Source organism: Candidatus Zymogenus saltonus (assembly GCA_016929395.1).
GTDB classification, from domain to species: Bacteria; Desulfobacterota; Zymogenia; order Zymogenales; family Zymogenaceae; genus Zymogenus; species Zymogenus saltonus.
The window spans coordinates 1-15,130 of record JAFGIX010000070.1 but is presented as its reverse complement, the minus strand read 5'-3'; the positions used below and the strand labels follow the sequence as shown (position 1 = coordinate 15,130).

13 protein-coding genes are annotated in these 15,130 nt (G+C 51.2%); 10 read left to right on the top strand and 3 right to left on the bottom strand.

Annotation, left to right across the window (positions count from 1 at the left end):
* Positions 1–253: 253 nt before the first annotated feature.
* Positions 254–847: a hypothetical protein gene (locus JW984_13605; protein MBN1574228.1), complete on the top strand. Its 594-nt coding sequence runs from the start codon at positions 254–256 to the stop codon at positions 845–847.
* A 237-nt stretch (positions 848–1,084) separates the two neighbouring features.
* On the opposite strand, the gene JW984_13600 is transcribed toward JW984_13605, so the two are convergent.
* On the bottom strand, positions 1,085–2,095 hold the full coding sequence (locus tag JW984_13600) for a DUF128 domain-containing protein (GenBank protein MBN1574227.1): 1,011 nt from the start codon (positions 2,093–2,095) through the stop codon (positions 1,085–1,087).
* A gap of 454 nt (positions 2,096–2,549) precedes the next feature.
* Here JW984_13600 and JW984_13595 point away from each other — a divergent pair, with 454 nt between their 5' ends.
* From JW984_13595 to JW984_13555, 9 genes are all read left to right on the top strand, one after another.
* Positions 2,550–4,145: an FMN-binding glutamate synthase family protein gene (locus tag JW984_13595; GenBank protein MBN1574226.1), complete on the top strand. Its 1,596-nt coding sequence runs from the start codon at positions 2,550–2,552 to the stop codon at positions 4,143–4,145.
* 476 nt (positions 4,146–4,621) lie between these two features.
* Positions 4,622–5,950 (top strand): glutamine synthetase, encoded by a 1,329-nt coding sequence (locus JW984_13590; GenBank protein MBN1574225.1) that lies wholly within the window; start codon positions 4,622–4,624, stop codon positions 5,948–5,950.
* 227 nt (positions 5,951–6,177) lie between these two features.
* Entirely contained in the window at positions 6,178–7,701 is a 1,524-nt protein-coding gene (locus JW984_13585; GenBank protein ID MBN1574224.1) for an alpha-hydroxy-acid oxidizing protein, read from the top strand.
* Between the two features lie 370 nt (positions 7,702–8,071).
* Positions 8,072–8,515, top strand: coding sequence for a 4Fe-4S dicluster domain-containing protein (locus JW984_13580; protein MBN1574223.1), 444 nt, complete (start codon positions 8,072–8,074; stop codon positions 8,513–8,515).
* Positions 8,512–9,789: an NAD(P)/FAD-dependent oxidoreductase gene (locus tag JW984_13575; protein ID MBN1574222.1), complete on the top strand. Its 1,278-nt coding sequence runs from the start codon at positions 8,512–8,514 to the stop codon at positions 9,787–9,789. The genes JW984_13580 and JW984_13575 overlap by 4 nt, the downstream gene beginning before the upstream one ends.
* A complete protein-coding gene (locus tag JW984_13570) occupies positions 9,790–10,956 on the top strand; it encodes a glutamine amidotransferase family protein (GenBank protein ID MBN1574221.1) in 1,167 nt (388 codons plus the stop codon).
* A gap of 40 nt (positions 10,957–10,996) precedes the next feature.
* A complete protein-coding gene (locus tag JW984_13565) occupies positions 10,997–11,776 on the top strand; it encodes a hypothetical protein (protein ID MBN1574220.1) in 780 nt (259 codons plus the stop codon).
* Positions 11,777–12,000: 224 nt separating this feature from the next.
* Positions 12,001–12,771 (top strand): DUF3800 domain-containing protein, encoded by a 771-nt coding sequence (locus tag JW984_13560; GenBank protein MBN1574219.1) that lies wholly within the window; start codon positions 12,001–12,003, stop codon positions 12,769–12,771.
* Positions 12,759–13,226: a hypothetical protein gene (locus tag JW984_13555; protein ID MBN1574218.1), complete on the top strand. Its 468-nt coding sequence runs from the start codon at positions 12,759–12,761 to the stop codon at positions 13,224–13,226. The genes JW984_13560 and JW984_13555 overlap by 13 nt, the downstream gene beginning before the upstream one ends.
* On the opposite strand, the gene JW984_13550 is transcribed toward JW984_13555, so the two are convergent.
* Positions 13,213–14,400 (bottom strand): PAS domain-containing protein, encoded by a 1,188-nt coding sequence (locus JW984_13550; protein MBN1574217.1) that lies wholly within the window; start codon positions 14,398–14,400, stop codon positions 13,213–13,215. The two genes, JW984_13555 and JW984_13550, sit on opposite strands and share 14 nt — an antisense overlap.
* A 44-nt stretch (positions 14,401–14,444) precedes the next feature.
* Positions 14,445–15,130, bottom strand: a 686-nt coding sequence (locus tag JW984_13545; protein MBN1574216.1) for a response regulator, incomplete at its 5' end; no start/stop codon positions are given.

Sequence of the window (15,130 nt, the reverse complement as noted above, 5' to 3'; positions counted from 1 at the left end):
CGCCCGGCCCCGGCCTCACATACCTTTACAGTATTCCACCCCGATGCCGAAAACCAAACAGGCTAAAACGGCCCTAAGGCCTTATTGAATAAAAAGTCATAAAATTACACACTTTTTACAGAATAATCATTTTACATATACAATAACGTGCGATCTTTCAATAGACTCGGTTTCTTCAAAAAAAGAGCGTTCTGTCTTACGGCGGCAAACATAGAGCCGAAACGAAAAATAGAAAGAAAAGGAGGTTGATCTTATGTCGGATCAAGAAAAGATGGCCACAAATATGTCGATTAGGGCAATAATAGAAAGCCTAAATGATATATTGGGCGGAAACGGCGCAAGGGTGATTCTAAAGAAGGCGGGAGTAGACCATCTCTTTAATGCTCCCCCAAATAACGACTGGGAGCCCTGTATTACAGTAAAAGACCAGGCAAGGATGTTCACCGAGGTTACCAACGTTTTAGGTCTAACCGGCGCACTCGGAATCTGGAGAAGGATCGGCTATCTTGGATTCAAAAACACCGTCGAAATCGCCCGGGTGCTCGATCCCATTTCCAATAATGGCCTATCCCCAGACATGAAGTTTATAAAGGGAATGGAGATATACAGGGAAGGTACGGGAAAAGGTGGGCCCGCTATGGATGAAAACGGAAGGCCGGCCTTTGACGTCCCGGAATGTGTTATCTGCGAAGGGTACAGGCTCGATCGGCCCATCTGCTCCTCCTACGAGGGGGTGATTCAGTACCTGGCTAACTGGGCCTACGGCGAAAACGTCTACAATGTTAGAGAGAAGAGGTGCAAGGCCATGGGGCATGACTCCTGTTTTTTTGTGTTGGAAAAAAAATAGGAATTTGATTTACTGTTCTTCCTTCCCAAATTGCCTACCTTTCACTTTTTCATTGGGGCACCTTTTTTCGGTGCCCCCTTTTTTTATGTTTTAATGCCACTCAAAGATTTATATATCGAATTCAAAACATCCGCTGCTGCCATAAGTCTTGGCTTTATCAAAAAACCGTCACCCTTTAGAGAGGTCTTTAAAACATGTGCTATCGAATCAGAGTTTTATTGCCGTCTCAACAAGGATTCAGCAAAGCCTCCCAATACGTTCGTCCAACTCACTATAGTGGAAAAAATCTCGGTAATCACACAGTCCCGACAGGGCGCCGGCGTGTTTTACCTCGACCCCGTGTTCCTCGAGGATGGCCACCGGATTGAGACCGCCTATTATGATTACGCCGCACCGGCCGTCGCTCACGGGGATTTCGAGGAGCGCCTGCCCGGGCCATCCAACTTTTAAGAATCCATTGAGCCCCACACCTTTCAGCTCTTCCGAGATTTCCAGGACCCTGTTTCGGCTCTCTGCGGGCACCTCCCTGAAGCTTGCTCCTATCCTCCCGCTCCCGGACTCCGCGGCCCCCTTAAGATCCGCCATGCCGCTCTTTATGAAAACCTCCAGGGGATCGAGGGTGGTCCCGTCGTAATTTATCAGCTCGACAAACCTTATAGGCTCCCCCTCCTCCAATTCCAAGAGCCCGCCGAATCTCGAATTGGTTGGAATCCCAAAATCGAGCAAAACGCCGTTCAGGGTCACCGAACACACCGTCCCTATTCCAACATAATCCTCCTTGATCTCCAGCTCGCCCATCTTTTGCCCCGGCTCGAAGACGGTCACTAGCTCTCCCATGCCGAGTCCGGATGCAAACACGCTTTTTATCAACGGAACGGCCCTTTCGATCTGATCCCTTTCTATGAGGCTCGTGTTCATCACGACGGTCCCCGTCCGCCTGGAAAGCTTGAAGTCCATCTTATACGTCATTCGGTCGATCTTGGCCGCCAGAAAGCCTATCTTTTCGAAAACCCGGGCCTGCGAAAGCTCCGTCAATCCCTTTTCGGTTATCCGCCTCCCTCTTTTACCGAAGCTCTCCGTCAGTCCCGCAGAATCCATCTCAAGGAGGTATAGCCTCACGGTCCGCTCGCTCACGTCAAATCCCCGGGCGTTGAGCTCCCGGGTTATTCTGGGGCTGCTCATCGGGTTTTCCGATTCGTGAAGTATTTTTAGGATCGACAGCCTCTTTTTTTCCGCCTTTTCACTCATGACGGCCAATATATCCTCCTCTTCTATACATGTCAAGGAAATAATCGGCAATATTGCCGATTTATTCTCCTTTTATCGCCATCTTTGTCTAGACTCTCCAGTCAAAAAAATATCTACCACCAATAGATTCTTTTGGCCCGGTCTGCGAAAAACCCTTTATGAAATCACAATTAAGAAAGCATTTTTTCTATATTTGCCGTCCATTTCGTCAGTCCCCTCCAAATCTCCCTAAAAAAGTTGGGAATTTGCGTGAAATCCAACTTTTTTCTTGACAAAATGAGGCTTCAAAGAATATATTGGCAAAAGTTTGCCTCACAATGCTGTTTTTCGGATCTAATCAAAACAAGGCTGTCGGCGATTAAAAATTAATGTTTAAGAAATGTTTTTTCTTTGGATGATTTCTTTATTGTAAAAAGTGGCAATGTTTTGCCGAAAATGAAAGGAGGTTTATTATATGAATCTAAAACGGCCTAATGCGAATGACGCATTGCAAACGGCAAACCGATCCAGGGACGTGTCGCCCCAATCCGGAATCTGCAGCAGGTGCGTTGACAACTGCGTGGGAAATTGCGACCTTTTCAACGCGACCTTCCGCGGCCGTGAGCTTCTTTATCCCGGCCCGTTCGGGAGCGTAACGGCCGGTGCGGACAAGGATTACCCGATCGATTACTCCCACCTTAACATCATGGGATACGCCTTCGGAGCCGAGGGAGTCCAGGGAGATCCCGAACACGCCATATTCCCGGCGGTCGACACGGAAACGGAATTCGGGACCGCAAACAAGGTAAAGATGAAGGTCCCCATATTCACGGGAGCCCTGGGAAGCACGGACATCGCCAGGAGGTACTGGGAACACTTCGCGGTAGGGGCAGCGATCAGCGGAATCACCCTTGTGTGCGGCGAGAACGTCTGCGGAATTGATCCGGAGTTGAAACTCGACAAAAACGGCAAGGTCGCAGACGCGCCCAACATGCGCGAGCGTGTGGAGCAGTACAGGCGCTACCATAGTGGTTACGGCGACATTCTGGTGCAGATGAACGTTGAGGACACCAAGTTCGGCGTTGCCGAGTACGTCATCGAGAAGCTGGGCGTCGAGACTATCGAGCTGAAGTGGGGACAGGGGGCCAAGTGCATCGGAGGCGAGATCAAGGTCGACTCCATCGAGAGGGCAACCGAGCTTAAGAAGAGAGGGTACATCATAACCCCCGATCCGGAAGACCCGGCGATAGCGGCCGGATTCAAAGACGGCGCTATAAAGCAGTTTGAGCGTCATTCCCGTCTCGGATTTATCGACCAGGATGCCTTCATGAAGGAGGTGGAGAGGCTGAGAGGCTTGGGAGCGAAGCGCGTCACGCTAAAGACCGGCGCCTACCCGATGAGAGAGCTTGCAATGGCCATCAAGTGGTCTTCGGACGCAAAGATAGACCTCTTGACCATCGACGGGGCCCCGGGAGGAACCGGCATGAGCCCCTGGGGGATGATGAACGAGTGGGGTGTCCCATCAATCTACCTCCACTCGATGGCGGTCGAGCTCTCCGACAGGCTCTCCAAAAACGGCGGCTCGGTTCCCGACCTCGCCTTCGCCGGCGGACTTTCCACCGAAGATCACGTATTCAAGTGCATCGCCTTGGGAGCCCCCTACGTCAAGGCCGTCTGCATGGGCCGGGCGCTGATGATCCCCGGGATAGTGGGGAAGAACACCGAGATCTGGCTGCAGAATCATAAGACCGATGACATGCCTATTCCAAAGAACGTCGCAAGGTACGGCTCGACCAAGGAGGAGATCTTCGTCTGCTACGAAGAGGTCAAGGATAAATACGGCAAAGAAGTGGACAAGATGCCGCTGGGAGCAATCGGCATTTACAGCGTATCGGAAAAGATACGGATAGGCCTACAGCAGCTGATGGCAGGGGCCAGAAAATGGAAGCTCAACCTTATCAGCAAGGATAACCTCATGTCGCTGACACCTGAATGCGCAAAGGTCACCGGCATTCCCTATTTGATGGACGCCTACAGGGACGAGGCCCTCAAGATCATCGACGGCAAATAGTCAAGGCAGAGGCGTCTGTACCGAATTTGATCGGTGAATCGTCCGCTGAGACTTTGTTGGAGCTTAACGTTATTGTTGATTTGACAGGTGGTAAAAAATAACAGTCGGTTTTGATTAAAAAAAGGAGAGTGGAGCCTTCGGTAATGCCGGCACAGCATATTAACCGAGAATTTAACCCCAATCCCCTTATGGTTGAGAATTTACATCAATCTTAACGGGATGTAAAGAGAAATTTTTCTTATAATCCACGCTCTCCAGCCTGTTTCTTAGGCCTGAAAACACCCTATAAATGACTATATTTATACTATAAACATTTTATGACCACCACGGATTTAACGCACTACTGCCGTATTTAAAAATTCAAGATAAATTCCATCTCTGACGGGAAGTTTTTGTTGATGAAAAGTATTAGAAATAGGTGTATACTGAAATGTGTGCCTGTAATTTGACAAAGAAATTCTAAAAAGGAGTTTTCAATGATTTGTAAGACAAAAGGGGATGTATTAAAGATTGTCAAGGAGCGAAACGTAAGCTTTATCCAGTTCTGGTTCACGGATATTCTCGGGATATTGAAGAGCTTCGCGATAACGCCCGGGGAGCTGGATGAGGCGCTGTCTGAGGGGATGGGATTTGACGGCTCCTCCATCGAGGGATTTGCCAGGATCGAGGAGAGCGACATGATCGCCAAGCCAGATCCCACGACCTTTCAGTTCCTCCCCTGGCGAGACAAGGAGAAACCGGTAGCCAGGATGTTCTGCGATATACTGGAGCCGGACGGCTCAAACTACGCGGGTGATCCGAGATATGCCCTGAAAAAGGTTTTACAGAAGGCCAAGGATCTTGGCTACACTTATTACGTCGGTCCCGAGCCCGAATACTTCTATTTCGCAAACAACAAGGAAGCCAAGGTACTGGACGAGGGTGGATACTTCGACGCCACTCCCCTCGATCTGGCAGGCCCCTTCAGGAGGGAGACGATCTTCGCCCTGCAGGATATCGGCATAGATGTTGAATACAGCCACCACGAAGTCGCCCACAGCCAGCACGAGATTGACCTCAGGTTCGACGAGGGCTTAAAAATGGCGGATAAATTTATGACCTTGAGGGTAACGGTAAAGGAGATTGCGAGAAAGAACGGTATTTACGCAACCTTCATGCCCAAGCCCATATACGGAATAAACGGGAGTGGAATGCACACCCACCAGTCCCTCTTCAAGGGAGACAGGAACGCCTTTTACGATCCAAACGACGCGCTTAGCCTCTCAAAGGAGGCCAAGGGATACATCGCCGGAATATTGAGACACGCAAGAGAGATGACCGCCGTGTGCAACCAATGGGTCAACTCCTACAAGAGACTGGTTCCGGGCTACGAGGCCCCGGTCTACGTCAGCTGGGCCAGAAGAAACAGGTCCACCATGATAAGGGTGCCCATGTACAAACCGGGCAAGGAGAAGGCGACCAGAATGGAGTTCAGGTCCCCCGATCCCGCCTGCAATCCCTATCTAGCCTTTACGGTTATGCTGACGGCTGGGCTGAAGGGGATTCAGGAGGGATACGATCTTCCCGCGCCCATCGAAGAGGATGTCTACGAATTCAGCCCCGAAATGAGGCGCGAGAAGAACATAACGGAGCTCCCGGGGAACCTCTTCGAGGCGATAGGCGAGCTGGAGAACAGCGAGCTGGTAAAAGAGGCCCTCGGCGATCACATCTTCAACAAGTTTATCGAAAACAAGAAGATCGAGTGGGACAGGTACAGAACTCACGTAAGCAGGTACGAAATCGATAACTACCTGCCCATCCTTTAGCAGGGTCATTGATAGGTTTTAAGAATCGGAACGGGCGTCTGTTTGAGGATCGCTGTTCGGAGTCAGGGATACACCTGGCGTTGGTCGACCGGCGTTGGAGTGCCGGAGATTAGGGAATTAGATATTGTCCAGCTCCGTTAAAATGGAGGGTGACAGATATAATATGAAAGGTTAGAGAGAACGGCTCCGAGCCTTTATTGTGAAATCAACCGTTTCGGAGGAAGAGCTTGCTGTACAAAGCCCCATATGACACTTTCACCGAATTTATAATTGAGAGGGACGAGGATAAGTGCATCTCCTGCAGAGTCTGCGAGAGACAGTGCTCCTACGGGGCGCACATCTACGACCCCGAGACCGACAAGATGACCGAGGACAATTCCTTATGCGTGGCGTGCCACAGGTGCGAGGCGCTTTGCCCCACCGGCGCCATTACCATAAAGGAGAATCCGGGGGACTTCAAGACGAACGCCAGCTGGACGCCCTATTACATAAAGAACGTCTATAAGCAGGCGTCCACCGGCGGCGTCCTCCTTACCGGCATGGGAAACGACAAGCCCTACCCGATCTACTGGGACAAAATCCTCCTCGATGCAAGCCAGGTGACCAATCCCTCCATCGATCCCCTCAGGGAGCCGATGGAGCTCACCACCTATCTTGGGAGAAAGCCGGACAGTCTAAACGTCGTAAAAGAGGGGGGGAAGCTCCGCCTTCTGGACAAATTAGAGCCCCAGATAAAGATCGAGTACCCGATAGTCTTTTCCGCCATGAGCTACGGCGCCCTGAACTACAACGCCCATCTGGCGATGGCAATGGCGGCAAAGGAGACCGGCATCATCTACAACACCGGAGAGGGGGGCCTCCACAGAAACCTCTACGAGTACGGCCCGTGGACCATCGTCCAGGTGGCCTCCGGACGCTTCGGAGTCCATGCGGAGTACCTGAACGCCGGCTCCGGAATCGAGATAAAGATAGGCCAGGGGGCAAAGCCGGGCATCGGGGGGCACCTCCCCGGCGAAAAGGTCGGGGAGCAGATAAGCCTGACCAGAATGATACCGACCGGCACCGACGCCCTCTCTCCGGCCCCCCACCACGACATATATTCGATCGAAGACCTGAGGCAATTGATATACGCCCTCAAGGAGGCCTCCGACTACACGAAACCGGTCTCGGTAAAGATCGCCGCTGTCCACAACTCGGCCGCCATAGCCTCCGGGATGGTAAGGGCGGGCGCCGACATCGTTGCCATTGACGGCCTTCGAGGCGGAACGGGCGCCGCCCCCACCATGATAAGGGACAACGTGGGGATACCGATGGAGCTGGCACTTGCCGCCGTCGATACGAGGCTGAGGGAGGAGGGAATAAGAAACCAGGCGTCGATCCTCGCCGCCGGAGGCATCAGGTGCAGCGCCGACGTCGTAAAGGCGATAGCCCTTGGGGCCGACGCCGTATACATCGGGACGGCGGCCCTGATCGCCATGGGTTGCGGCATGTGCCAGCGGTGCTACACAGGAAAGTGCCCCTGGGGAATCACCACAAACGACCCCTATCTCGCAAAAAGGCTGAACCCGGAGATAGCGGCCGAGAGGCTTACGAACCTCGTCAGGGCATGGGGCCACGAGATCCAGGAGATGCTGGGGGGGATGGGAATCAACGCCATCGAGAGCCTCAGGGGAAACCGCGAAAGGCTGAGGGGCGTGGGGCTGTCCCAGATCGAGCTCGACATCCTCGGCATAAAACACGCCGGAACTTAGACGATTGTCAGTTACCTCCTTATTTCGATGGGAATGATATTGAAGTGGACAGTAAAAAGAGGAGGCAATAAATCTTAAAAGCATCTGCGGTAAGCAAGGCGATTTTTCTTCTTCCTCAAATTGAAAGGAGTTTTTCCATTGCCCAAAATCGAGTCAGGGCAAGGTGGCTGGGGCTAAAATATTAAGTCAAGATAGTTTTTACGTTATGCCGAAGGGCATAGGTTTTTCAGGGGAGACAACAATCTCTACCCAACCTTTCGGCACCGTTATTAAATGCATTAAATATATATATCAATAAATCGATAGAGGGACACCCGAACGAGGGAGCCCCCAACACTGAAATCAAGGGTAGAGGTACACCATTTTGAAGATAAGATATGTGGTGGCAAACGAAGACGTCTGCATAGGGTGCAGGCTCTGCGAGATAGCCTGCGTGGTGGAGCACTCCAAGACCAAGGACATCGTAAAGGCGTACAAGTTCGAGGAGAAGAGGGAGCTTCCCCGCTCCCACGTCGAGGAGGTGGGGCCTGTCTCCCTCTCCATCACCTGCCGGCACTGCGACGACCCCAGGTGCGTCGCCGCCTGCATAACAGGCGCCATGAGAAAGGGGGAGGACGGAAGGGTGACGGTCGATATCGAGAAGTGCGTCGGCTGCTGGTCGTGCGTCATGGCCTGCCCCTACGGGTCGGTGGGGATGGACAAAGAGGACAGGAAATCGGTCAAGTGCGACCTCTGCGGCGACAGGGAGATACCGGCCTGCGTGGAGGCCTGCCCTAACAGGGCCCTTATCGTTGTGGAGGAGGAGGTGGGATGAGCAAAGAAACAAAATACGTAATCATCGGCGGCGGCGTGGCCGGCCTGGGCGCGATAGAGGGCATCCGAGAGGTCGATAAGGAGGGGGAGATAACTCTCGTAACTATGGAGGCCTACCCCCCCTACTCCAGGCCGGGGATCAGCTACTGGCTCTACGGAAAGCTTGACGATACCACCATGCCCTTGAGGGACGACTCCTTCTACAGCAACCTCGGCGTTACGCTTATGACCGACTGCGAGGCGACCTCGATAGATACCAAGGCCGGGACGATAAAGACAAAGGGCGGTAAGGACATCCCATTCGACCGCCTCCTGATCGCCACGGGCGGCTCGCCCATACTCCCCCCCATCGACGGGGCGGAGGGTCTCGACATGGTATTTTCCTTCACCACGTATAAGGACGCGAGGGAGATCGGCAAGAAGAGGGATAAGATCAAAAGGGCGGTCGTCGTGGGCGGGGGCCTCATCGGCCTCAAGGCGGCCGAGGCCCTGAACAACATCGGGGTCAAGGTCACCGTCCTGGAGCTCATGGACAGAATCCTCTCCCTCGCCTTCGACAAGACGGCGGGAGACCTCGTCGCAAAGGGCCTGGTGGAGGCCGGAATAGAGATAATCACGGAAGACACTGCCCAAAAGGTCGTTTCCGACGGCGGGAAGATAATGGAGATCGTCCTGAGGTCGGGAAAGTCGGTCGAGGCGGACGCCCTGATCCTCGCCATCGGCGTAAGGCCGAGGGTCGAGCTTGCCGGGGGAGCCGGAATCGATGTGGGGAGAGGGATCCTCGTCGATGAAAGGCTGATGACCAACATCAAGGACATCTACGCCGCCGGGGACGCCTCCGAGGCTTACGACATAATTTATCGGGAGAGGCGCGTCACCCCGATCCTCCCCAACGCCTACGGTCAGGGGAAGCAGGCGGGCAGAAACATGGCCGGAACCGACGAACCCTACGAGGGGGGGCTTTCCATGAACGCCATCGGCTTTTACGGCCTCGACACGATCAGCATAGGCCTTGTCGACCCGCCGGAGAATGGAGGATACGACGTCCTCGTTCGCCTCGACAAAGAGAATAATATCTACCGAAAGCTGGTCACGAAGGAGGGGAGGCTCTTCGGCGCCGTCCTCGTGGGAGAGGTCGAGCGGGCGGGGATATTCGCGAGTTTAATCAGGGACGGCGTCAGCATCGCGGGGCTGGAGGAGACGATGCTCTCCGGAGAGTTCGGCCACGTCCACATGGACAGGGATTTGAGGGTGAAAAGGCTTGAGAGGAGATAGATGAATCTGAACAGAAATCACAACTATATAAAAGATATTTCCGGCTGCGGGTTGTCGGGGATTATCAACCGGAAGGGGGAGAGAATCTCCGGCTCAGTGGTCACCAGGTCGATCGCCAACCAGCACGACAGGGGAAACGGCCTCGGAGGGGGATTTGCCGCCTACGGTATCTACCCCGAATACAAGGAGCTATACGCCCTCCACATCATGTACGATCACAAGAGGTCGAAGGCCGAGGCGGAAAATTTCCTAAAAGAGAGTCTGGTCGTCTCCCATCGGGAGGAGATTCGGACCCGGATAACCGAGAAGATACAATCCCCTCCGATCTTGATGAGATACTTCACCCTTCCTAACGTCACGGACGAGGAGAAGGGCGATATCGATTCAGGGAGCGTAACCGAGGACGACCTCATGGTAAAGAGGGTCATGCACATCAACGACACCATCGAAGGGGCCTTCGTCTTCTCCAGCGGCAAGAACATGGGGGCGTTCAAGGGGGTCGGCTTCCCGGAGGACATAAGCGAGTTTTTCATGCTGGAGGACTACAAGGGGCACATCTGGACCGCCCACAACCGCTTCCCCACGAACACCCCCGGCTGGTGGGGGGGCGCCCATCCCTTTACGATACTCGACTGGTCGATCGTCCACAACGGCGAGATTTCTTCCTACGGCATAAACAAGAGATACCTGGAGATGTTCGGCTACAAGTGCACCCTCTTAACAGACACCGAAGTGGTAGCCTATCTCCTGGACCTCCTTATAAGGAAGCACGGGCTCTCCTATGAGGTGGCGTGCCTCGCCCTCGCCTCCCCCTTCTGGCAGGAGCTGGAGCTCATCGATGAAGGCGAGGCGGAGGCGTTGAGGGCCATAAGAATGATCTACGGCCCCGCCCTCCTGAACGGCCCATTCGCCATCCTCTTCGCAAACAACGAGGGCCTGGTGGGTCTAAATGACCGAGTAAAGCTTCGCCCCCTCGTGGCGGCGGAAAAGGGGGACTTTACCTACATGGCGTCCGAAGAGAGCGCAATTCGGGAGATATGCCCCGATCCCGACCGGGTTTGGGCGCCCATCGCGGGGGAGCCGGTCATCGCCCTCCTGGACAAAGCGAGGGAAAAGAAGAATATAGCAAAAAACGATATCGAAAGGGACGCTGCCCGGATAAATTAGGGAGCATTAAATCATTTTCCCCCATAGGAGCCTTTGTTTTATGAACGAGATTTCTTCAAGGATAGAGAGGAAAAACGGCCTTGTCAGTATAGATTCCAAGGGAATCTATTACAAGGACCTCAACAAGCTGATCAGGGAAGAGATAAAGGGGGGGAGCGCCCTATTCGAGCTTACAAACATCAACGGCCAGCGTTACCTGGCCGACGGCGTGATTGCGGAGGCCAAGATAGATATTCACGGAACCCCCGGCCAAGACCTGGGGGCCTTCATGAACGGCCCAATCATAAAGGTACACAACAACGCCCAGGACGGGGTGGGAAACACCATGAGCGGCGGCAAGATAGCCATCAACGGCATGGTAGGGGACGTCTGCGGATACGGCATGAGGGGGGGGAAGATCCACATCAAGGAGGACTGCGGCTACCGTGTCGGCATCCACATGAAGGAATACCTGGACGAGATCCCCGTCATCATCGTCGGCGGAAAGGCCGGGGACTTCTTCGGTGAATACATGGCCGGGGGGAGGTTGATCCTCCTGGGCATGTTTTCAAAACACCCGGAGCGCCCCATAGCGGGGCTATTCATAGGGACCGGGATGCACGGGGGGACGATCTTCGTCCGGGGCGAGGTGGAAGAGCACCGTCTTGGAAAGGAGCTGGGCGTCTCCGACCCCACGGACCAGGAGCGGGATGAGCTCCACTATTATCTTAAAGACTTCGCCGGCGACTTCAATTTGGATCACAAGGAGATAATGTCAAAGCCTTTCAAGAAATACTTCCCGAAATCGCTGAGGCCCTACGGAAATATGTACGCCTATTGACGGGGGGTTGGGGGGCTTGTTGTGGTTTTTTCCCGTTTGTTCCTCTCCTCATAATAGAGAGGTAGATCTTATTTATAAAGTCAGAGACCCCCTGTTTTTGTAAGTTTAAAATGTAATACGATTATTGGGGGAATAACTTTTAATCTATTTAATATGCTTATATAGTTACCTATTATTTATAGACATATTTTTATGATGTAAACACTACAGAAATGAAATACCGATTGTACATTGATGAAGTAGGCAATTCAGATTTGGGGGCTTCAAAGGACCCCAACCATCGATTTTTAAGTTTAACGGGATTGATAATGTCGTTGGATTATGTATCCACCACCGTTTTCCCACGGCTGGAAGCGATTAAGAAGGAATTCTTTGAATCACATCCTGACAATCCGATTATTCTCCATAGAAAAGAATTAGTAAATAGAAGGCATCACTTTCAGGCACTTAGAGATTCAGAAATAGAAAAAAAGTTCAATGAAGATTTATTGTCTCTATTGAGTGAATTAGATTACGTTGTAATTACCGTAACAATTGACAAATTAGAATTCAAAACTCGATATGAAATATGGCGCCATGATCCATATCACTACTGTTTAACCATCCTCATGGAAAGATTTGTTTTATGGCTGAAAAGAAATAATTCTTCAGGGGATGTACTTGCAGAATCGAGGGGAGGCAGAGAAGATCGAAGACTTAAAAGCGCATTTGAGTACATTTATAATAAAGGAACTGATTATATAGATCCGGTTGTTTTTAAAGAAACATTAACCAGTAAACAATTGAAGGTAAAGTCTAAATCTAACAATATTGCCGGTCTCCAACTTGCAGACATAATTGCTCATCCAAGCCTTAGAGCTTCAATTGCGAGACACAACGGTCAGGATTTGCCGGATAATTTTGGAGGGAAGATAGCGGAAATACTTGAGCGCAAGAAATACGACAGAAGTCCAAATAATCAGATAGAGGGGTGGGGTAGAAAATGGCTACCATAAAAAACGGCCCGTTAGGGCCGCGAAGGAAAAAACCTTCCACCTCCAGTTTCCTGGATTGTCTATATAATACATTTTTTCCAACAGTATGTAAAGAAAAAAATGATAAAATATTACAAAATATTACAAAATATTATAAAATAGTATTTATAGATACAAAATACTTTCTATTAAGCGGGGAATATTCCTATTTAATAAACTCCGAGTCGATGACGCAACTTAAAAATGGGGAAACCGTTTTCTCCTATACCCCCACATCGGCCCGGCGGCCCGAAAAAGCCGCCGGAACACACCTTTTCGACAGGCCGGCAGCACCTGTAAATTTTCTCAATTACCAAAGGGTGCCGGCCCACAGTATCATCGAAAAGGGCGGCGGCGGGAAAACCAAAACTGAAATAGAAAGCAGCGCCGAAAAGACTCCAAACAAACTGTCTTTTAACTCTCCTACTTCTTTTTAGCGGTCAAACCGTTACCATTATCCCTGTCGGAGATATCTCTGGCTATTCCCACGATTGCCATCATATTTCCCTCTTCATTGAAGATGGGCGCGATGCGCTGTTCAATCAGTATCCTTTCCCCGTCTTTTTTCACCCAGTGAATTGTAAAGAGCTTGTTGTACTGGTCGGGCTTTTTGATATTTCTCTCCATTAGATCCCTCTCACCCGGATCGACAATCTTGATGAGCATTTCCGAGTCGGAATAGAATTCATCCTGATTGTAACCAGTAACATCGACGACCGAGGGACTTACATACTCGAATCCCTTTATGGGGGAGAGCTGATAACGATATATGAAGTCCTTGGTGTTCTCGGCCAGCATCCTGAACATCTCCTTGGAATCCAACAGCGACTTTTCGGCGATCTTCTCTGCGGTTATATCGTGCCTTACCTCGACTATTCCCTCCACTTCCTCCTCGTCATCAAGAACCGGGCTGCAGTTGACCGACCATATCCTGCCGTCGGAGGAGATGATCTCCACCTTTTTGCCCTTCTTGAAATTCAGTATTTCGGATACCGGGCAATTTTCACAAGTTTTCTTGCTCAAATTCAAAATGTCGTGGCATTTGTTCCCGACAAAATCCTTTGTAGACATCCCCGTCAACTCCCCCGCGGCCCTGTTTGCCCAGATAACCTTGAAATCCGTATCCAAATAAATAACCTGCTCCAAAATGCTGTTTAAAATCGCCTCCTTCTCCTTCTCCAATCGCTTTACGTTGTCTTCGGCATTTGTCTTGCCGGCAATAAGCCGGTACCTGTCAAGGACGTTTTCGATAACCACGGACAGAAGCTCGATATAGTGACCCTGAATATCCTTGACTATGTAGTCGTTTACGCCCAGCTTCATCGCCTTTACGGCCACATTTTCATCGCCCTCACCGGTTATCATGATCATCGGGATGATCTCGTTTTTTGAGCTCAAAATGCGAATTACCTCCAGGCCGTTTTTCCCCGGCATATTTTGATCTATAAGCACAAGATCGTAGGGGTTCTCCTCAAACATGGCCAGTCCCACATCTCCATCCCCCGCGATATCGACCTCGTACCCGCTTCTCTTGAGCCTTCCCCTGATGAGATTCGCAAGGCCTGTATCATCTTCCATATAAAGGACTTTGATCAGCTTATCTTCCGACATATTACTCTCCCCATATCCGAAATCTCATTGAACGGATTTCAAGTCTATTTGCCATCTTTGTCGTTCTTTGAATTATTCAAATATTGCGGAAATTTTTTCTCCATACATTCCGGACAGATGCCGTGAGTAAAATCCACTTCCGTGTGATTTTTTATATAGACCTCTATCTTTTCCCAATATCCCTTATCGTCCCTGATCTTTTTGCAGTGGGAACAGATAGGGAGCAGCCCCTTTAACGTTTTGACCTTTTCCAAGGCCTCCTTGAGCTCTTCGATGAGTTTCTCCTTTTCCTCCTCGATTCTCCTCTTCTCGTCTATGAGCTGCCGCTGTCTCAAGACCCGATCGATCACGGAGGGCAAGAGCGCGATGTATCGCCCCTCCAAATCCTTTACGATGTAATCGCCGACGCCGGATTTCATCGCCTCTACCGCCAGTTTCTCGTTTCCCTCCCCCGTAACCATTATCGTCGGAGGGAGCTCTCCCTCTGACAAGAGGATGTTGACAACTTCCAGGCCGTTATGGATCGGCATCTGGTAATCTACAACGATAACATCGTATGAGCCTTTTCTATACATAACGAGACCCCCCTTTCCGTCCCGGGCAATATCGACAATAAGGCCCTTGACGGCGAGCTTCTTTTGAATCAGATAAGCCAGGGCTTCGTTATCCTCGAAATATAAGACTCGAACAGGCCTCTCGTAATCTGAATATGTTTCCTTTTTATTATTTT

What these genes read in the sequence shown, in the direction of transcription:
- JW984_13605 (MBN1574228.1), top strand. Translation starts at nt 254, where the DNA reads ATGTCGGATCAAGAAAAGATGGCCACAAATATGTCGATTAGGGCAATA.
- JW984_13600 (MBN1574227.1), bottom strand. Translation starts at nt 2,095, where the DNA reads ATGAGTGAAAAGGCGGAAAAAAAGAGGCTGTCGATCCTAAAAATACTT.
- JW984_13595 (MBN1574226.1), top strand. Translation starts at nt 2,550, where the DNA reads ATGAATCTAAAACGGCCTAATGCGAATGACGCATTGCAAACGGCAAAC.
- JW984_13590 (MBN1574225.1), top strand. Translation starts at nt 4,622, where the DNA reads ATGATTTGTAAGACAAAAGGGGATGTATTAAAGATTGTCAAGGAGCGA.
- JW984_13575 (MBN1574222.1), top strand. Translation starts at nt 8,512, where the DNA reads ATGAGCAAAGAAACAAAATACGTAATCATCGGCGGCGGCGTGGCCGGC.
- JW984_13570 (MBN1574221.1), top strand. Translation starts at nt 9,790, where the DNA reads ATGAATCTGAACAGAAATCACAACTATATAAAAGATATTTCCGGCTGC.
- JW984_13565 (MBN1574220.1), top strand. Translation starts at nt 10,997, where the DNA reads ATGAACGAGATTTCTTCAAGGATAGAGAGGAAAAACGGCCTTGTCAGT.
- JW984_13555 (MBN1574218.1), top strand. Translation starts at nt 12,759, where the DNA reads ATGGCTACCATAAAAAACGGCCCGTTAGGGCCGCGAAGGAAAAAACCT.
- JW984_13550 (MBN1574217.1), bottom strand. Translation starts at nt 14,400, where the DNA reads ATGTCGGAAGATAAGCTGATCAAAGTCCTTTATATGGAAGATGATACA.